The organism is Brevibacterium sp. HMSC063G07 (assembly GCF_001810665.1).
GTDB lineage: Bacteria > Actinomycetota > Actinomycetes > Actinomycetales > Brevibacteriaceae > Brevibacterium.
In genome coordinates this window covers 377,144-396,277 of sequence record NZ_KV802360.1, presented here as the reverse complement: position 1 = coordinate 396,277, position 19,134 = coordinate 377,144, and the positions used below count along the sequence as shown (strand labels likewise).

The 19,134-nt window shown below is 63.1% G+C and carries 15 protein-coding genes; 7 read left to right on the top strand and 8 right to left on the bottom strand.

All coding sequences use genetic code 11. The features are described 5' to 3' along the window. Positions 1-2 precede the first annotated feature (2 nt). The 3 genes from HMPREF2757_RS08295 to HMPREF2757_RS08285 form a co-directional block, all read right to left on the bottom strand. Complete coding sequence (locus HMPREF2757_RS08295; RefSeq protein WP_070575188.1) at positions 3-1,448, bottom strand: APC family permease; 1,446 nt, start codon at positions 1,446-1,448, stop codon at positions 3-5. Between the two features lie 185 nt (positions 1,449-1,633). Then, the gene (locus HMPREF2757_RS08290) at positions 1,634-2,554 is read right to left on the bottom strand and encodes an NAD-dependent epimerase/dehydratase family protein (RefSeq protein WP_070575186.1); all 921 of its coding nucleotides are present in this window, start codon (positions 2,552-2,554) and stop codon (positions 1,634-1,636) included. An 81-nt stretch (positions 2,555-2,635) separates the two neighbouring features. After that, positions 2,636-3,457 carry an enoyl-CoA hydratase gene (locus HMPREF2757_RS08285; protein WP_070575183.1) on the bottom strand — a complete coding sequence of 274 codons (822 nt, stop codon included), beginning with the start codon at positions 3,455-3,457 and terminating at the stop codon, positions 2,636-2,638. A 130-nt stretch (positions 3,458-3,587) separates the two neighbouring features. Between HMPREF2757_RS08285 and clpB the strand changes: the two genes are divergently transcribed. Continuing rightward, positions 3,588-6,188, top strand: coding sequence for an ATP-dependent chaperone ClpB (gene clpB, locus HMPREF2757_RS08280; protein WP_070575179.1), 2,601 nt, complete (start codon positions 3,588-3,590; stop codon positions 6,186-6,188). A 73-nt stretch (positions 6,189-6,261) separates the two neighbouring features. On the opposite strand, the gene HMPREF2757_RS08275 is transcribed toward clpB, so the two are convergent. Further along, positions 6,262-6,978 (bottom strand): hypothetical protein, encoded by a 717-nt coding sequence (locus tag HMPREF2757_RS08275; RefSeq protein ID WP_070575177.1) that lies wholly within the window; start codon positions 6,976-6,978, stop codon positions 6,262-6,264. A gap of 13 nt (positions 6,979-6,991) precedes the next feature. After that, positions 6,992-7,777 carry an exodeoxyribonuclease III gene (locus tag HMPREF2757_RS08270; RefSeq protein WP_070575174.1) on the bottom strand — a complete coding sequence of 262 codons (786 nt, stop codon included), beginning with the start codon at positions 7,775-7,777 and terminating at the stop codon, positions 6,992-6,994. 637 nt (positions 7,778-8,414) lie between these two features. Here HMPREF2757_RS08270 and pyrE point away from each other — a divergent pair. The 4 genes from pyrE to HMPREF2757_RS08250 are packed head-to-tail and all read left to right on the top strand — an operon-like array spanning position 8,415 to position 11,974. Then, positions 8,415-9,005 (top strand): orotate phosphoribosyltransferase, encoded by a 591-nt coding sequence (gene pyrE, locus HMPREF2757_RS08265; RefSeq protein WP_083304189.1) that lies wholly within the window; start codon positions 8,415-8,417, stop codon positions 9,003-9,005. A gap of 38 nt (positions 9,006-9,043) precedes the next feature. Beyond that, a complete protein-coding gene (locus HMPREF2757_RS08260; RefSeq protein WP_070575169.1) occupies positions 9,044-9,763 on the top strand; it encodes an ABC transporter ATP-binding protein in 720 nt (239 codons plus the stop codon). Beyond that, positions 9,763-11,295 carry an ABC transporter permease family protein gene (locus HMPREF2757_RS08255; RefSeq protein ID WP_070575166.1) on the top strand — a complete coding sequence of 511 codons (1,533 nt, stop codon included), beginning with the start codon at positions 9,763-9,765 and terminating at the stop codon, positions 11,293-11,295. The genes HMPREF2757_RS08260 and HMPREF2757_RS08255 overlap by 1 nt, the downstream gene beginning before the upstream one ends. Next, entirely contained in the window at positions 11,288-11,974 is a 687-nt protein-coding gene (locus HMPREF2757_RS08250) for a TrmH family RNA methyltransferase (RefSeq protein WP_370919391.1), read from the top strand. Before HMPREF2757_RS08255 ends, HMPREF2757_RS08250 begins: the two co-directional genes overlap by 8 nt. Positions 11,975-12,117: 143 nt before the next feature. Here the strand turns inward: HMPREF2757_RS08250 and HMPREF2757_RS08245 are convergent, their stop codons facing one another. The 3 genes from HMPREF2757_RS08245 to HMPREF2757_RS08235 all read right to left on the bottom strand — a co-directional run bounded on the left by HMPREF2757_RS08245 (position 12,118) and on the right by HMPREF2757_RS08235 (position 16,129). Continuing rightward, complete coding sequence (locus tag HMPREF2757_RS08245; RefSeq protein WP_070575163.1) at positions 12,118-13,260, bottom strand: acyl-CoA dehydrogenase family protein; 1,143 nt, start codon at positions 13,258-13,260, stop codon at positions 12,118-12,120. 27 nt (positions 13,261-13,287) lie between these two features. Then, positions 13,288-14,481 (bottom strand): acyl-CoA dehydrogenase family protein, encoded by a 1,194-nt coding sequence (locus HMPREF2757_RS08240; RefSeq protein ID WP_070575161.1) that lies wholly within the window; start codon positions 14,479-14,481, stop codon positions 13,288-13,290. 208 nt (positions 14,482-14,689) lie between these two features. Continuing rightward, on the bottom strand, positions 14,690-16,129 hold the full coding sequence (locus HMPREF2757_RS08235) for an MFS transporter (RefSeq protein ID WP_226829316.1): 1,440 nt from the start codon (positions 16,127-16,129) through the stop codon (positions 14,690-14,692). A gap of 76 nt (positions 16,130-16,205) precedes the next feature. On the opposite strand from HMPREF2757_RS08235, the gene fbaA reads away from it, so the two are divergent. Both fbaA and HMPREF2757_RS08225 read left to right on the top strand, forming a co-directional pair. Then, positions 16,206-17,228, top strand: coding sequence for a class II fructose-bisphosphate aldolase (gene fbaA, locus HMPREF2757_RS08230; RefSeq protein WP_070575157.1), 1,023 nt, complete (start codon positions 16,206-16,208; stop codon positions 17,226-17,228). 204 nt (positions 17,229-17,432) lie between these two features. After that, positions 17,433-19,067 carry an ABC transporter substrate-binding protein gene (locus HMPREF2757_RS08225; RefSeq protein WP_070575154.1) on the top strand — a complete coding sequence of 545 codons (1,635 nt, stop codon included), beginning with the start codon at positions 17,433-17,435 and terminating at the stop codon, positions 19,065-19,067. Positions 19,068-19,134: the final 67 nt, after the last annotated feature.

The following is a 19,134-nucleotide window of genomic DNA, read 5'->3' as shown; positions in this document are numbered from 1 at the left end:
TCTCACTGTTCCTTTTCTGCTGTTTGAGCTTTGGCTTCGTCAACGTGGAGATTGGCGTAGGAATCGCCGAGGATTTCGTGCAGACCCTCGTCGTAGCCGATCGTGCGGCGGCTGGCCGCAAATGCGTACATGACGGCGCCCAGCAGCATCCAAGCGCCCAGAATGATGTACTCCGCCGGCCACACCAGCGATGACGAGGTTCCGGGAGCCAGCGCCCACACGATGACGCCGATGGCGCCCAGTCCGCCGATTGCGGGCAGGAACGACAGTTTGGAACGGCGAACCGCCTGCGGGTAGCGCCGCGGCAGCAGGTACTTGGCGAGCACCACCATGAACCACACAACGCCCAGGTACACGCCGCCGGTGTCGAGAAACCACACAACGGCACCCGGACCGAGCCAGCCCAGGGCAAGGGTGACGGCAGTCGTGACGATGAGAGCGCGGCCGGGAGTCTGCCTCTTGGGGTTGATGGCGGCCAGGCTCGGCGGGAGCAGCTGACCGCGGGCCATGGCGACGATGATGCGCGAACTTGCCACGAACAGGCCGAGGAAGCTGGTGAGCAGGCCGAGGAACGCAATCGCGTAGGCGCCCGAGCCCAGAACGGGGAAGCCCGCCTCGGTGAACGCTGACACGGTGCCCAGGTCCATCTTCGCGACGTCCTGCCACGGCATGACCCACGCGGTTGCGGCGAGCACCGCGGTGTAGAACAGACCGGCGGTGATGACGGTGAGGACCACGGCGCGGCCTACGCGCTTCGGTGAGATCTTCGCGTCTTCGGCAAGGACTGCGACAAGGCCGAAACCGGCCAGGAAGGTCATACCGGGGATGATGAAGCGCAGGGTGGCAGACACCGGAGCCGCACCCTCGGCATAGGCCGGGAAGAAGTTCGACGGTGAGCCGCTTGCGAAGCCCACGACGATGAGGGCCGCGCCGATCAGCACAATTGCTGCGAACATGAACATCTGCACGCGCCCGCCGATCTCAATGCCGAACCAGTTGAGCGCAAACATCAGCAGGGTGAGGATGACGCCGACGGCCAGCACCGGCAGGTACACGGTTTCACCGTTGATGGTGTACAGCGGCATCGTCTTCATGGCGGGCACGAAATTGCTCAGCAGGAAGCCGAAGGCCGTGACATAGAACGCCAGGGACGACACATAGGCGCCCAGCAGCATCCAGCCGGTGAAGAACGCCGGACCGCGGCCCATCGTGGTGTAGGAGAAGACCACTTCACCGCCGGCGCGGGGAAAAGCTGCCGTCAGCTCTGAGTAGGCCAGGGCGACAAAGGAAGCCAGGAGAACACCGAGCAGCAGGCCGAAGACCATGCCGCCGGAGCCGTAGGAGTCCATGAGCTTGGAGTTGGTGTAGATCCAGCTGGTTCCGATGACGCCGGCCACGCCGAATGCCAAAAGCTGGAAAAGGCCGAGCGACTTTTTGAGTTCAGCCACGATGTCCTTCCGGAAAAAGAGCGCCCGACCTTCCCTGGCCGCAGCGCCCGATGAGCATTTGCGCTTCATGATACGACGTGCGGTGTGACCTGCGTCAATGCCGCCTGTGACGGTCGGAGGCGGTGCCGAGAAACGGTGCGAAGAAACGGCGGCCGCGGATGGGGAGGGGCAGGTGCCGGGCAGTCTCAGCTGTCCCTGCGGGCGAGCCCCTGAACGGGTTCGACGTGCAGAAGTCTGCGCAGGCGGCCCAGATTGAGAGTGCGGGACTGGGCAATCCGGCGCACCGCAAAGCGGTCGAGCCCGTCCTTTGGCCTGCGGCCGGTCTTCTCGCGCAGCCAGGCCGTTGTCAGCGCGAGGTCGGCGGCCCGGTCGTCAAAGTTGTAGGGCCCAAGGCCGGTGCGGGCCATGAACGTGTTGATCGCATCGCGCAGAACATAGGGTTCGGGGTCTGACACGTTGATCGGCCCGTAGGCTTCCGGGTGCCGCAGACCGGCGATAACCGCTGCGGCGACATTCTCAGCACTGGCCAATGCTGTTTTCTGGCGGCCTCCGCCGGGCAGTTCGATAACGCCCTTCTTAGTGGCAAGTGACTGAAGAAAAGGGAAATTGCGTCGGTCGCCCGGACCGTAGACGGGTGCCGGGCGCAGGATGAGCGCGTCCGGGCGCAGGCGGGTGACAACCTTTTCGGCTTCGACCTTCGAGCGTTCGTACTCGGTGGTAAAGCACGCAAGGTCCGCAGGTCCGTGCTCTTCGTAGATGTCCCGGAGCCCGCGGCGGGGATCATAGACATCGGCACAGGACAGGAAGATGAAGCGGGCTTTGGGGAACGCGTCGAGCACATTGCGGGTTCCCGTGACGTTGACGCCGTGGGCGTCCTGCTGCGAAAGGCCTCCGCCGCTGACACCGGCGGCGTGGACGACGGCGCTGATGTCACGGCCGGTCACACGGCTGTCCGCGGGTGTGCGGATGTCCCATTCGATGTGTTCGACCGAATCGTCATGAGGGGCAGACGTCCCTGCGCTCACCGGGGTGTGGCCGGCTGCCCGCAGTGCGGAGATGACGGCGCGCCCAATGCATCCGGAAGCGCCGGTGACAAGAACAGTCATAGGCTCAGATTAGCGCGCTCGCACCGCTTTGGCCGGTATGCGGCCGGTGTTGCCCGAGCAGTGTCGTGTGGACGGTGTCGGCTAGGCGCGGTCAATGTCCTTGCTGACGAGGCCCTCGGCTTCGGAATGACCGTGGGTCCACTCGGGGGAGCGCTTTTGAAGAAAAGCCGTAATGCCCTCCTGTGCGTCGGTGAGCACGGCGTTGTCGGCCATGACCCGGCCCATGCGGGAGTAGGCCTCGGTTGTGCTCAGGGAAATCTGCTCGTAGAAGGCGCGCTTGCCGATCGACACCGTGGTCGACGAGGACTGGGCGACGGTGCGGGCCACTTCGAGTGTGCGCTCGCGCAGGGCGTAGGCGGGTGCGGTGTGTGAAACAAGGCCGCGCTGGAAGGCCTCTTCTGCCTTCATCGGCTCTCCGGTCAGGAGCATCCGCATGGCCGTTTTGCGTTTGACCGCGCGCGACAGCGCGACCATCGGAGTTGAACAGAACAGGCCGATGGTCACACCGGGGGTGGCAAAGGATGCGCTTTCAGAAGCCACAGCGAGGTCGCAGGTGGCCACCAGCTGACAGCCCGCCGCGGTTGCCAGGCCCTGCACTTCTGCAATGACCGGCTGCGGAATGGACTGGATGATCCGCATGAGCAGGGTGCAGGTGTCGAAGATGTTCTGCTGGGTTGCGTGATCGCTTCCCTGGACTTCGCGCAGGTCATGGCCTGCGGAGAAAACCTTGCCGGTCGACGCGAGGACGATGGCCCGAACTTCCGTGTTCTTGCCGACTGTGCGGAAGGAGTCGATGAGTTCGTTCATCATCTTCCGGGACATGGCGTTGCGGTTTCCGGGACTGTTGAGGGTAATGAGCGCAATCGGGCCGTCGTATTCGAGCGTCACCAGTTCTTCAGACATGTGTTCAGTCTGCCAAAGACCGTGCGGCGCGAAAAGAATCAAGGACAGAAATCTTAGGTTGAGCGGAATAGACTCAACCTTGTTGAAGTTACCTGTATGAACATAGTTTTGCAGGAAGGGAGGTGTCCCCATGGACACCAAATTCACCTCACGATCGCAGGAGGCTCTGTCCACCGCGATCAAGGACGCAGCGCAGCGTGGAAACTCGCAGGTTGAGCCTGCGCACCTTCTCGCCGCTCTGCTTGAGGGCGAAGACAGCATTGCCGGAGCCCTCATCACTCACCTGGGCGGACGTCCCCAGGATATTCGCAGCCGTGCTCAGGCTGTCGTTGCCGGACTGCCGTCTGCCAGCGGATCGTCCGTCAGCCAACCGCAGCTCTCAAGGGCCGGGCTGTCGGTCATCAGCAGCGCCGAAAAGGAAATGCAGGCACTCGGTGACCAGTACGTCTCAACCGAACACCTCCTTTTGGGTGTCGCGGCCGATTCCGGTGAAGCCGGCAAGCTGCTCAGTGCCGAAGGCATTACCCGCGACGCGCTGCTTGCCGCCCTGCCGGAAGTCCGCGGCGGTCGCAAGGTCACCAGTGAAAACCCGGAAGACACCTTCCAAGCGCTGGAGAAGTACGGCATCGACTTGACCCAGCAGGCCCGCGACGGAAAACTCGACCCCGTCATCGGCCGCGACTCCGAAATCCGCAGGGTCGTTCAGGTGCTGTCGCGTCGCACAAAGAACAACCCGGTGCTCATCGGCGAAGCCGGTGTGGGCAAAACCGCCGTTGTCGAAGGTCTCGCGCAGCGCATGGTCGCAGGCGATGTTCCCGAAAGCCTGCGCGGCAAGCAGCTGGTCAGCCTCGACCTGTCGGCCATGGTGGCAGGCGCAAAGTACCGCGGTGAGTTCGAAGAGCGCATGAAGGCCGTTCTTGAGGAGATCAAGAACTCCGAAGGTCAGATCGTCACCTTCATCGACGAAATCCACACGCTCGTCGGTGCGGGTGCCACGGGCGATTCCGCAATGGATGCGGGCAATATGCTCAAGCCCATGCTGGCCCGCGGCGAACTGCGGCTGGTGGGTGCGACAACGCTTGACGAGTACCGCGAGAACATCGAAAAGGACCCCGCCTTGGAGCGCAGGTTCCAGCAGGTGTTCGTGGGAGAGCCGAGCGTGGAGGACTCGATTGCCATTCTGCGCGGGCTGAAGGAGCGCTACGAAGCTCACCACAAGGTGACGATCGCAGACTCCGCCCTGGTTGCCGCCGCGTCGCTGTCGAACCGCTACATCACCGACAGGCAGCTGCCGGACAAGGCCATCGACCTCGTAGATGAGGCCGCCAGCCGTCTGCGCATGGAAATCGATTCGGCACCTGTCGAAATCGACCAGCTGCAGCGCGATGTCGATCGCCTCAAAATGGAGGAGATGGCGCTGTCAGCTGAAACCGACGAGGCTTCGAAGGAGCGGCTGGCGGCTTTGCGCGAAGACCTTGCAGACAAGCAGGAAAACCTGTCCGGTCTGACCGCGGCCTGGGAATCACAGCGTGCAGGTCTGAACCGCCTGGGCGAACTGCGGCAGAAGCTGGATGATCTGCGCAGCCAGGCGGAGATTGCGCGGCGCGACACGGACCTCGAAACGGCATCGCGCCTGCTGTACGGCGAAATCCCGCAGGTCGAAAAGGAGATCGCCGCGGCAGAAGAAGCCGAATCGGCTGCCGGATCCCAGGCCAAGCAGATGGTGGGCGAACAGGTCACGGCCGACGACATCGCCGAAGTCGTATCGTCGTGGACGGGCATTCCCGCCGGTCGTCTGCTGGAAGGCGAACGGGAGAAGCTGCTGCACGCGGAAGAGCACATCGGCAAGCGGCTCATCGGCCAGAAGAAGGCCGTTGAAACCGTGTCGGATGCTATCCGCCGTGCGCGCGCCGGGGTTTCTGATCCCAACCGTCCCACGGGTTCGTTCCTGTTCCTGGGGCCGACCGGTGTGGGCAAAACGGAACTGGCCAAGTCCCTAGCCGACTTCCTGTTTGACGACGAGCGCGCCATGATCCGCATTGACATGTCCGAATACGGCGAAAAGCACTCGGTGGCCCGGCTTGTCGGCGCCCCTCCGGGCTACGTCGGATACGAAACGGGCGGTCAGCTGACCGAGGCTGTTCGCCGCAGGCCGTACTCCGTGGTCCTGTTGGACGAGGTGGAGAAGGCACACCCGGATGTCTTCGACATTCTGCTGCAGGTGCTTGATGACGGTCGGCTGACCGACGGTCAGGGTCGAACCGTTGACTTCCGCAACACGGTGCTCATTTTGACGTCGAACCTGGGAAGCCAGTTCATGGTCGACCAGACGCTCGATGCCAAGACAAAAGAGGATTCGGTCATGGACGTGGTGCGCACCGCGTTCAAGCCGGAATTCCTCAACCGTTTGGATGACGTTGTCATGTTCGATGCCCTCAGCAGGGAAGACCTGGCGCGGATCGTCGATCTGCAGATCAACGCAATGCAGCAGCGTCTGAGTGAACGCCGCATTGCCCTGGAGATCACGCCCGAAGCTGCTGACTACCTGGCGCAGGAAGGCTACGATCCGGCATTCGGCGCTCGCCCGCTGCGCCGTCTGGTGCAGCGCACGATCGGCGATGGCCTGGCCAAGGAGATTCTGGCAGGCGAAGTGCGCGATGGCGACACCGTGCGCGTCGACGCTGCCGAATCCGGCGGGCTGTCGATTGTTCCGGTCGAGCACGCCGACTGACAGTCACCGCTTAAGCACTCAGGGGCGCGGAGAATACTCCGCGCCCCTGAGTGCTGTGTGGTTCACCAGCCGATTATGCGGTCTGGCTGTAGTCCTCGGTCATATCTGAGCCGTCCGGGCGCTGGACCGCGCAGATGATGCGCCGGTTTTCGGGGTCTTGCCAGGCGGTGGCATTGGGGGTGAAGTAGACCACTTTGAGGCCGTCCGCGTTGGCGCGGTCGGAGTCGAGTTCAAAGCGCGCGGTTTTGCAGTAGGTGCTCCCGTCGCGCTTGAGGGTTTCAAGGCCGGGGTAGGTGCCCGACTGGCTGGGCGTGCGGCCCACCGAGTAGATCTGGTGGACGTGCGGATCACTGCAGGGGACGGTGGTCGGGGCCGTCCCGTTGGAAAGGTCGACAATGCAGTCGCCTGCTCTGAGCTGCCCCAGGTTGCTCTTCACATCGGCGTTTGGGGGAGGCGGGCTGTTGGGCTTGTCGGAGCTGTACGGCAACGGCGCGGGCCGGCTGGTGGGGGATGAGTCACCCGGGGACGGTTCGGCGGTGGGCTCTGATTTCAGGGCGACGAAGCCGAAGATGCCAAGGCCCACCATGCCGAGGAAAGCAAACACCAGGACCAGTCCGCCGCCGACGAGCCCGATGATCAGCCCCGTGTTGCTCTTCTTGGGCGGTGGCAGCGGCGGTGGTGGGGGTGCGGGAAAGGAGGCGGGCTGTTGGGGGATGTTGCCGTAGTGCGGCGGCTGCGGCCTGGGCCCGTAGGGGCCCGGCGGCGGGTTCGTCGGCGGCTGAGCTGGCATTGAGAACTCCCTGTCAGATGCGGTAGTCGACCCAAACGGGCGCGTGGTCAGATGCTCCTTTGCCCTTGCGCTCTTCACGGTCGATGTGGGCGTCGACAGCGGTTGCGGCCAGAGCGGGTGAGGCCAGTTGGAAGTCAATGCGCATGCCCTCCCGTTTGGGGAAGCGCAGACGCTGGTAGTCCCAGTAGGTGTAGACGCCGGGGCCAGGAGTGAACTGGCGCGTGGTTTCCTTCAGGCCCGCGTCGGCGAGATTGCGGAATGCTTCGCGTTCGGGTTCGGACACGTGCGTCAGGCCGGCAAAGGCCTCCATGTCCCAGACGTCTTCGTCCAGTGGTGCGACATTGAAGTCTCCGACCATGACAAAGCGGTCGTCGGGGTCTGCGGCGAGCCGCTGTGCTGCGACATCGCGCAGGCGGTTCAGCCATTCGAGTTTGTAGTGGTAGTGAGGGTGATCGAGTTCTCGGCCGTTGGGCACGTAGAGCGAATAGACGCGCACCCCGCCGGTGTCGGCTGACAGTGCGCGCGCTTCGAGTGCATCGTTGAATTCGGGCATTCCCCGAAACCCGCTTTCGACATTGTCCAAGCCGACGCGGCTGGCGATTGCAACGCCGTTCCACTGATTGAGCCCGTGGTAGGTGACGTCATAGCCGCGGGAGGAGAAGATGTCTTCGGGAAACTGGCTGTCGCGGCACTTGAGTTCTTGAATGGCCAGGACGTCGACGTCTGAGCGGTCAAGAAAAGCCCCGATGCGCTCGGCGCGGGCTCGGATCGAGTTGACATTCCAATTCACAATTCGCACGAGGCCAGCCTAACGGCTGCCGCTGACACGGTCACGGGTGCTGTGCTCTGAAGGCGCATGTTCGCTCGTGCAGAAGCAGTGCGGACTGACAATAGGCGATATTTCGCGAAAATGCTGTCCGCATAGTGAAAATATGCAGACAAAAGAATTTTTATCTATGTAAGCTGAATCACGTCTACTCGGTGGGGATCGAGTAGATCTCACGGACGTATGGGGATGCGTCCAGGTACTCGAGGGGAGTGCTCCGAAGGCCCGGCAGCTGACAGCCGGGCCTTCGATCGTTTGGTGGGTGAGCCGATTGCCCAAAAAACCCCGGTAGCAACAGATTCACGCGTTAGCCGAGATCCACCCGTTAGCCGCAAGAAAACTCCCGATAGCCACAGATCCACGCCTTAGCAACCACTGCTGGCGGGAGTTTTTGTTGCTAAAGCGCGGGCGGAGGCTCGTCAGGTGGAGACCCGGTGCCAAGGTGTCCGGGTGAAGCGGGGATAAAGCTCGCGATGTTGTTGTTGACTACCAGGTCCATTTCAGACGGGCAAACGGCGCACCTGCGGAGATGATCCCGTTCGTTCTTCATGCCGATGAAGCTGCCGGTGACCAGTAGCGGCGTTCTGCGTTCAGCCGGCTCGCGAATACAATGGCGGCCATGACCGACACACGTTCGCACGATCCCGCGCAGACGCGCGAGGAGCTGCTGAGGCTCATCGACTCACTTGCAGTCAAACGCGGCAGCTTCACCCTGTCTTCGGGAAAGCAGGCCGACTACTATCTGGACCTGCGGTTGGTGACTCTCGATCACCGGTCCGCACCACTCGTGGGCGACATCGTCCTTGACGTCCTCGAAGCCGAAGGCCTGCTGAGCGAGGTCGACGCCGTCGGCGGGCTGACAATGGGCGCCGACCCGGTGGGAACCGCCACCATGCACGCCTCGGTTCGCCGCGGCACCCCGCTGGATACTTTCGTGGTGCGCAAGCAGGCAAAAGAACACGGAATGGGCAAGCGTGTCGAGGGCCCGGACGTGCGCGGCCGTCGCGTCGTTGCCGTTGAAGACACCTCGACAACCGGCGGATCGGTCCTCACCGCTGTGGAAGCCCTGCGCGAAGCCGGTGCGGAGGTCGTCGCCGTCGTCGTGGTCATGGACCGCAACACCGGGGCGCGCGAACGCGTCGAAGCAGAAGGCCTGCGCTATCTGACAGCATTGACCACCGCGGACCTCGGTCTGGACTGAAGTCACGCGGCGAAAGTCCGCAAAGGAAAGGACACCCTGTGCTCGAACTGTCGTCCATCACTGTGAAGTCGCAGCGCAGACTGTGGCTCGACGACGTATCCGTCAAAGCCGTTCCGGGTCGAATCCTCGGTGTTGTGGGCCCCAAGGGCGCTGGCAAGACCGAGTTCGCTCGCGCCATCATGGGCGTTATCGAACCCGAAAGCGGCACCGTGAAGCTCGAAGACAACGAGCTCGTCGGCGGCGACCGCCAGAACTTCGGCTACCTGCCTGCCGAACGCGGCGGCTTCCCCTCTATGAAAGTCATGGAGCAGATCGTCTACATGGCCCGCCTGCACGGTATGACGCTCGGCGCGGCTGAGCGCAACGCCGTCACCCTGCTGGCGCGGCTCGAACTGTCCGACCGCGCCTATGTTCCACTGTCCCAGCTGTCGGGCACAGAGCAGGCTCGCGTGCACATCGCCGCGATGCTTGCCGCTGACCCCGATGTCGTCGTCATCGACGAAATCGGTGAGGGCCTCGACATGGCATCTGCCAAGCTCGTCTTCGGTCTGCTGTCCGACCACGCGGATGCCGGTGTGCCCATCATCGTCACGTCTGAGGACTGGGATCTCATCGAGCAGTACGCCGACGACATCCTGGTGCTCGGCCATGGCAGTGTCATCGCCCACGGAACAGCCGAACAGCTGCGAAAGGGCCGCGCAGCCACAACCGCCGCTCAGCCCGCCAGCCTGCGGGAGATCTTCAAGGAGGACGTCTGATGGCAAACAAGGATCGCAGTGAGGATCACGACAACATCAGCACCACCTCGTACACGGACCTAAGCGGGGGAGGGCAGGCCCTCGACCCGCACAGCCTCGGTGACGAGCCCATGGGGAAGCTCGCCGAGGTGCCCGATGAGCTGCGCGAGGACACGGGTGACGAAACCAAGACGGGGCTCGTGTCAGAGTTCCGCGACCTCACCGGCGGGCAGGCCACTTACCTTGTGGCCAACCGCGAAACCTCTCAGGCGCTGCGCAGCCCGCTGTTCGCTGCGACTGCGCTCGTGCTTGTGATCGGTGTGCTGGCAGCGCTCATCATCGGCTTTTCGCGGACTGGCGTATCAGCCGGCAGCGGCGAAACCGTCGCCATGATGGTGCCTGAAGAGCAGAAGGCCCAGGTCGAACAGCAGCTTCCGCAGGTCGAACAGCAGCTGGGCATGACCGTCACGATCGTCACGAGCATTGAAGAGGGCCAGGATGCCGTCAAGAGCGGCAAGGTCGACGCCTTCCTCCTGCAGGACCCCACGGGTCAGGGCAACGACCAGCTGATCGCCAAGAACCGCATTCCGAAGGCGGTTCTCGACAAACTCGTCAACACGCCTGAAATCACCTACGTCGACGGCGGGCCCATTGACCCCGCGACCGGTGAAGTCGTGGCCTGGACCATGGCTGCACTGACTCTCCTGGCCGGGCTGAGCTTGGGCTCGCTGGTCTACCGGGGAGTGCGCGAAGAGCGCCGCACCCGCACCAGCGAAATCATCGTCTCCGCCATTCCGCCGCGTGCAGCACTGTGGGGCCGCATATGGGGTCTGACGCAGTTGGCTCTGCTTCTGCTGGTCATCACGGCAGTCGTCGGCCTGCTGGGCATGTCCATCATCGGCCTGGCCGGTGAGGTCTACGCGGCGCTGCCTGCGCTCGGCTGGTTTGTGCTCAGCTACGTGTTCTACTCGATTGCGATGATCGCGCTCTTCGCCCTCATCGCAATGGGCGCCACACAGCGCGGCCGCCGGATCGCTGCGGCTATCGCAGGTGTCGTCATCGTTGTCATGGCGTTTCTGCCGATGCTGCCGTTCATGGCCGACGCTGCGCCCCAAGTGGCCGCGTGGCTGCCGTTTGCCGAACCGACCGGTGCGGGTGCGCTGTACCTGCTGACCGCCGCCCCGTGGTGGTATGGCCTCGTGTCCGCCGCTTCGGCAGCTGTGCTCGCGTTTGTGCTCGTCATGCTTGCAGTGTCGCGCTACACCTCGACGGTGCTTTCGGGCGCGGGCATCGCCGGTCGTCCCGCCGTCGCAAAGGCAAAGCTCAAGAGCCAGCCGAAGGGCAAGGCCGCCAAGGGTGAGGAAGCTGCGAAGCCTGCAGACACAGACGAGGCCGAGGAAGCTGACGAAGCTGAGGGTGCAGAAAAGCCTGCCAAGGTCGACAAGAGCAGTGCGGCAAAGGCTGGCGGTAAGGCATCCAAGGGCGAGAGTGACAAGGCCGACTCCAAGAAGCCCAAGAAGAAGGCCTGCGAGCCCGTGAACGAGGATGACTGAGCCGACCCCGCCCGCTGCAGACTCTGCAATGCCAGCAGAGTCTGCAGAACCGGCGGGGGCTGCCGCGCCCTCCCACGGGGTTGGCCCGTGGGAGGGCGAGTGGCCCCGGGATGAGCGCTACGATCCCGAACTGCTGCGCGATGGTGACCGCCGCAATGTCGTCGACGGCTATCGGTACTGGACGATGGAGGCGATCATCGCCGACCTCGACCAGCGCCGCCACGGCTTCCACGTGGCCATTGAGAACTGGCAGCACGACCTCAACATCGGCTCGGTTGTGCGCACCGCAAATGCCTTCAATGCCGCTGCTGTGCACATTGTCGGCAAAAAGCGCTGGAACCGCCGAGGCGCCATGGTCACCGACCGCTACCAGCACGTTCTGCACCACCCCAGTGCAGATGATCTGGCCGCGTGGTGTGCTGAGCGAAGTCTGCCGCTGATCGGCATTGACAATTTCCCCGATTCCACGCCGCTGGAAAGCTGCGACCTTCCGCGCGACTGCGTTTTCCTGTTCGGCCAGGAGTCGATCGGTCTGACGGACAGCGCGCACAAAGCGTGCGAAGCCGTACTGTCGATCCAGCAGTACGGCTCAACCCGCTCCATGAACGCGGCAGCCGCGGCGGCAATCGCCATGCACGCCTGGATCCGCAGGTGGGAATTCGGCCAGACCGTCAGCTGAGAGCCATACGTCCAGCTGGTTTCAGACGCCCCCGCTCGCGGGTGACAGAAGATGACAAAAGCACGAGGTGCCGCTCACCATTTTGGTGAGCGGCACCTCGTGCTTTGTGTTGCGTGAGCCGGTGCTCGGCTCAGCCGCACGTATCAGAGATCAGCTGCGTAGGGTTCGAGCAGACCGCCGGCTTCGCCGAGTTCGACCAGGGCCTGGTCGGGAGCTGCGAAGGTGCGGGGGATGACGGTCAGGCGCTTGGCGTAGTGGCCGATGGGGTATTCCATCGTCATGCCGATGCCGCCGTGCATCTGAATGGACTCTTCGAAGATGTGCTTTGCCGACTGGTCGATGATGACTTTGGCGGCCAGCACGTCCGCGTGGCGGGTCTTCGAGTCTCCTTCGGTGTCAGCCTCAATTGCGAGCTTGGAGTACAGCGCCATCGACTTGGCTTCTTCGAGCTTTGCGTAGGCGTCTGCTGCGCGGTGCTGCAGAGCCTGGAAGACGCCGATCGGCACGCCGAACTGTTCGCGGGTTTTGAGGTATTCGGCCGTCATGAACAGGGCGGCTTCCATTGCGCCGACGGCTTCAGCGGCCAGGGCCGCCTGAGCGGTGTCGAGGACGCGTTCGACGGCCGCCGTCGGGTCGCCGGCCTCTAGACGCTGGGCCGGTGCGCCGTCGAACAGGACGGATGCGCTGCGCAGACCGTCGGCCTGGGTGCGCGGGTCGACGGTCACACCGTCGGCGTCGGCCTTGACGAGGAACAGTCCGAGTTCACCGTCGACCTTTGCTGTGACGACGAAGGTGTCGGCTGCATCGCCGCCGATGACCTGTGCCTTTTCACCCGAAACGGTGTAGCCGTCACCGGAGGCCTGCGCCGTGGTGGTCGGGTTGAGGAAGTCATAGCGGCCAGCCGGTTCCTGAGCGGCAAAGGCCAGTTTGAGTTCGCCTGCGGCAACCGCGGGCAGCAGTTCAGACTTCTGCTCTTCGCTGCCGGCGGCCTGGATGAGGCCTGCGCCCAGGATGACTGTAGGCAGGTACGGTTCGAGCACGAGTGCGCGGCCGAATGCCTCCATGACGACGGCGACTTCGGCAAATCCCATGCCAGCGCCGCCGTATTCTTCTTCAATCGGCAGGGACATGAGCCCCAGCTGTGCGAACTGGTCCCACATCTGCTGGCTCCAGCCGGCCTCCGAGCGCAGAATCTCTTCGCGCGCTTCGGCGCTGTACTTGTCTTTCAGCAGGCGCCCGACGGTCGATTTGAGTTCCTGCTGGATGTCATTGAGTTCAAGATCCATTTTCTATACCTCTCGTTCTTCAGCAGGTCACAGACCCAGGATGGCCTTGGAGATGATGGAGCGCTGGACTTCGGAGGAGCCTCCGTAGATCGTCACCTTGCGCGTGTTGAAGTAGCGCGGCGTGGCTGAGACCGCTGCCTGGGACAGGTTGGTGAAGCCATCGCTGACCTGTGCCGAGTCGACGAAGTCCATGCCCTGGGGGCCGACGACGTCCATGAGCAGTTCGGTGATGTCCTGCTGGAGTTCCGAACCGCGCAGTTTGAGGATCGACGACCGCGGGTCGGGCGCGTCGGAGCCTGCCACCTGGGTGGACAGAACGCGCAGCTGCATCATTTCGAGTGCCTTGAGTTCGGCTTCGATTTTGGCGATCCGGGTGGAGTACTGCGGGTCGTCCAGCAGGGAGCCGCGCTGTGTCTTGGTCGCTGCCGCGTAGGCCTTGGCGCGAGCCAGGTTGACCTTGGATTCGCCGACGCGGGCGATTCCGGTGCGCTCGTTGCCCAGGAGGAACTTGGCGTAGGTCCAGCCCTTGTTCTCTTCGCCGACGAGGTTCTCAGCGGGGACTTCGACGTTTTCGAAGAACACTTCGTTGACTTCCACGCCGCCGTCGATCGTCTGAATGGGGCGGACGGTCAGACCCGGCGAGGTCATGTCGATCAGCAGGAACGAAATGCCCGCCTGCTTCTTGACGTTGGGGTCGGTGCGCACCAGGCAGAAGATCCAGTCGCCGTACTGGCCGAGCGTGGTCCAGGTCTTCTGTCCGTTGACAATGTACTTGTCGCCGTCGCGCACAGCTGAGGTCTTCAGCGATGCGAGGTCAGATCCGGCGTTGGGCTCGGAGAAGCCCTGCGACCACCAGATGTCGAGGTTGGCGGTCGCCGGAAGGAAGCGGTCCTTGATTTCCTTCGAGCCGAAGGTGTCGATCACGGGGCCGACCATGGATGCGTTGAACGGCAGCGGGTGCGGAACGCAGGCCGTCTGCATTTCGTCCAGGTAGATGTGGCGCTGGACAGGCGTCCAGTCGCGGCCGCCGTACTCAAGCGACCAGTTGGGCACGGCCAGGCCGTGTTTGTTGAGGATGCGCTGGGTGGTGACCATGTCGTCTTTGGAGACTTCCTGGCCGATTGCCACGCGGTAGCGGATGTCTTCGGGAATTTCAGTGCGGTAGAAGTTCCGCATCTCTTCTGCGAATTCCAACTCTTCTTTGCTGAAAAGGCTGTCCATCGGTCCTCTTCCCCGATCAGATTTGATCGTTCGTTTGGTTGGTTTGAGCCCATACTATGGCCCGCCCCGCACTTTAGAAAAATCTGTGTCTGTCAGTACCGGGTAAACGCTGTCGGCTGCTTTGGCGAAAGCCCTGCCGGAGGCGCCGGACTTGTCGTGCCGAGGTGCCGGTCCTGTGCTGCCCAGGTGCCGGTCGGGGCTGGACCAGTCATGACTGGGCGGCCTGTTCGGCTCGCCTGTGGCCGGGGCCGGTGCGCGGTACTGCGAGCATGAGCGTGAGTCCCAGAAGCAGAACGACGATGATGCCGGCGGCACCGGCGCGCTCGAAGCCGAAGATGGTGATTGACAGGCTGAACAGCCACGGTCCCAGAAAGCTGATGGCTCGGCCCGTGGTTGCGTACAGGCCGAAGTTCTCGCCTGCCCGCTCCGGGGGAGTGATGCGGGTGAGGAACGAACGACTCGACGCATTGACCGGTCCGACGAACAGACACAGGAAAAGGGCGCACGCCCAGAACACGGTCGCGTTGTCAGACAGCAGGATGGGCACTGCACCAATGCACAGGCAGGAAAGCCCGGTGATGATGACGGCTCTGGGCCCGACCGCATCGTCGAGCGGGCCCGACACCAGGCATCCGATGGCGGCCACGACATTCGCGGCGATTCCCAGGTAGATCACATCGGTTTCCGTGAAGCCGTAGGCGGATGCGGCGAGCACCCCGGCCACCGCGAAGATCGTGGTGAGCCCGTCGCGGAAAACAGCTGAGGCGATGAAGAAGACAAAGGTCTGGCGGTCGTTCTGGAAGAGGTCTTTCAGCCTGCGGAACAGGTCCGCGTAGTCCTGCTTCCAGCTGGTGAACCAGTGTGCGACCCGATTGCCCGACCGGGCGCGGGCAATCGGGGCCTCGGCGCGCGATGCATCGTGCGGGGCCAGGAAGATCAGCGGAACAGCCCACACCGCAAACCACACGGCGGTAGCACCTGCCACCAGTCGGAACCGCCAACCGTCTTCGCTGACGGCGCCGAAGAGCCCCACTTCGGGAAGGATGAAGGCGAACAGCGCAATGAGCAGCATGACCAGACCGCCCAGGTAGCCGAAGCCCCAGCCGATGTTCGACACTTTCCCCACGCTGCCCGGTGCGGCAATCCGTCCCAGCATTGCGTTGTAGCTGACCTGGGCGAGTTCGAAGAAAACGGACGCCGCGGCCAAGAAGACCAGTCCGGGCAAGAAGAACACCGGTTCGCTCTTGATGAACGCCAGCGCAAAAATACAGGCGACGACAATGCCGGTGTAGGTGGTCAGCAGGAGCCTGTGGCGTGATTTCGCATCGGCACGCGCACCGGCGGCGGGTGCGACAACCGCAACAACCAGGCCCGCCAGGCCGGAGGCCCAACCGAGGGCGGCGGCGCCCGAAACCGGGTCGTCGGCAACCGCCTTTACGAGGTACGGGGCAAACACAAAGGTCACGATCACGGCCGAATACGCCGAACTGCCCCAGTCCCACAGCGCCCAGGCCGCCGCCTGCAGGAGATTGGTGCGCGCGGGTGCGGCGGGGTCTGCGGGTTCGAGTGAAGGGCCTGCAGGTAACGCGGGCGAGGCGCCGGTGGGCTGGCCGTCGACCGGGCCAGCAGAGTCTGTGCTTGGGCTCATGCTGTTAAGACTACGGTCAAAATCGGGTGCGTAGAATGATTGCGACTGAAGCAATCCCCTAAGCGCAGGAGTGTTCATGGCAATTGCGACCCCTGATCAGTACGCCGAAATGCTCGACCGGGCCAAAGCGAGCGGTTTCGCCTATCCGGCCATCAACGTCACGAGCTCCCAGACCATCAACGCCGCGCTGCGCGGCTTTGCGGAAGCCGAATCCGACGGCATCATCCAGTTCTCCTTCGGCGGTGCTGAGTTCGCCTCGGGTGCAACTGTCAAAGACCGGGTCACCGGTTCGATCGCGCTGGCCGAATACGCTCACACGGTTGCCAAGAACTACGGCGTGACGGTCGCCCTGCACACTGACCACGCGCAGAAGGACAAGGTCGAAGACTGGGTGAAGCCGCTCATCCAGGTATCCCAGGAGCGCGTTGACCGCGGAGAAGACCCGCTCATTCAGTCGCACATGTGGGACGGTTCGGCCATTGAGGTCGGCGAAAACCTCGAAATCGCCGAAGAGCTGCTGGAACTGACCAGCCGGGCCAAGCAGATCCTCGAAATCGAGGTCGGCGCGGTCGGCGGCGAAGAAGACGGTGTGAAGGGCGGCGAAAACGAAAAGCTGTACTCGTCTGTTGAAGACGGGATCGCAATTGTCGAAAAGCTCGGCCTGGGTGAGCGAGGCCGCTACATCACCGCGCTGGTCTTCGGCAATGTCCACGGCGTCTACAAGCCCGAGCACGTCCGCCTGCGCCCTGAGCTGCTGAAGAAAATCCAGGACGAGGTCGGTGCGAAGTACGGCAAGGACAAGCCGTTTGACCTGGTGTTCCACGGCGGTTCCGGTTCCACCGCGCAGGAGATCGCCGACGCGGTGTCCTACGGCGTGGTCAAGATGAACATCGACACCGACACGCAGTACGCGTTCACCCGCCCCGTGGCCGACCACATGTTCGCCAACTACGAAGGCGTTCTCAAGGTCGACGGCGAGGTCGGCAACAAGAAGATGTACGACCCCCGCGCGTGGGGCCGTGCAGCTGAAGCCGGTATGGCCGCCCGCATTGTCGAAGCCTGCCAGCAGCTCGGCTCCGCTGGGACGAAGATGAGCTGAAGGGCTCCCGCCTGAACACAGAACGAGGTGCCGCTTACCGAAAAGGTGAGCGGCACCTCGTTCTTTGGGTTACCTGAGACACACTCAAGGCTCAGACCTTGGTATTCTTAACGCACCCTGAGCGACCTGTGAATATTCAATGAATGCGGTCGCGGCAATGGTCTGGGCCGCCGGTCTGGCGGTTCGCAACGAAAGGATGGCTTCATGGCCGTAAAGAAGCGTGCGGCGGGACTGGCTGCTGCAGCTGCCGCCCTGGCACTGGGACTGAGTGCATGCTCGTCCTCGACCACCGGAGGTTCCGACTCCGGTGAAGGCGGCGCCCTGAGCGTCGGCACGACCGACAAGATCACTGTGCTCGACCCTGCGGGCTCCTATGACAACGGTTCGTTCTTCGTCATGCAGCAGGTGTTCCCGTTCCTCATGGAGTACAAGCCCGGGACCTCGGAAATCCGCGAGGGCATCGCGGAATCTGCTGACTTCGTCAAGCCGGGCGAATACGAAGTCAAGCTCAAGAAGGACCTCAAGTTCGCCAACGGCAATGAACTGACCGCTTCGGACGTCAAGTTCAGCTTTGAGCGCCAGACCAAGATCCAGGACCCCAACGGACCGGCTTCGCTGCTGACCGCAATCGACTCGATTGACACCCCCGACGATCAGACGGTCGTCTTCAAGCTCAACCGCGAAAACGACCAGACCTTCCCGCTGGTGCTTGCAGGCCCGGCCGGACCGGTTGTCGACGAAGACGTCTTCGCCGCCGACGCCATCACGAAGGACGACGAGATCGTCAAGGGCAAGGCCTTTGCCGGCCCGTACGAAATCGACACCTACAAGTTCAACGAACTGGTCACCTACAAGAAGTACGACGGCTACTCCGGCGGCGGCGAGGCCGCCAAGAGCGCCGAAGTGCAGATGAAGTACTACTCCGACGCGAACAACATGAAGCTCGATGTCGAAAAGGGCAGCATCGACGTCGCCTACCGTTCGCTGTCGCCGACCGACATTGAAGACCTCGAAGGCAAGGACAACCTCACCGTCCACAAGGGTCCCGGCGGCGAAATCCGCTACATCGTGTACAATCTCGACACGATGCCCCACGGTGCGAAGTCCGACAACCCGGACGAAAAGAAGGCTCTGGCCGTCCGCCAGGCCATGGCATCGGCCGTTGACCGCGCGGCAATCGCCAAGGACGTCTACAAGGACACATACCAGCCGCTGTACTCCTACGTGCCCGAAGGCATGAAGGGTGCAAACGAATCACTCAAGGGCCTCTACGGCGACAAGCAGGGCGGCGCGGACACAGACGCCGCCAAGAAGTTCCTCGAAGACGCCGGTGTGGAAACCCCGGTCAACATCAAGCTGCAGTACAACCCGGACCACTACGGGCCGTCTTCCGGTGACGAATACGCCGCTGTGAAGAAGCAGCTGGAAGACACCCAGCTGTTCAAGGTGGACCTCCAGTCGACCGAGTGGGTGCAGTACGCCAAGGACCGCACCAACGACGTCTACCCGATGTACCAGCTGGGCTGGTTCCCGGACTACTCCGACGCTGACAACTACCTGGTTCCGTTCTTCTACAACACCAAGGAAGAACCGGCGTTCCTCGCCAACCACTTCCAGGACGACAGCATCAACAAGAAGCTGCTCGAACAGGTTTCGCAGCCGGACGAAGGCAAGCGCGAAAAGCTCATCGGCGACATCCAGGACGACCTGGCCAAGCAGCTGCCCACGCTGCCGCTGCTGCAGGGCAACCAGATCGCCGTTGCGGACAAGAACGTCAAGGGCATTGACGAAACGCTCGACCCGTCGTTCCAGTTCCGCCTGTCGATGCTGAGCAAGTAATCACTCCCTGTGAGGCCGCCGCTGACACCTGATGGACGCGGCGGCCTCGCCTGATTCTCAGACCTGG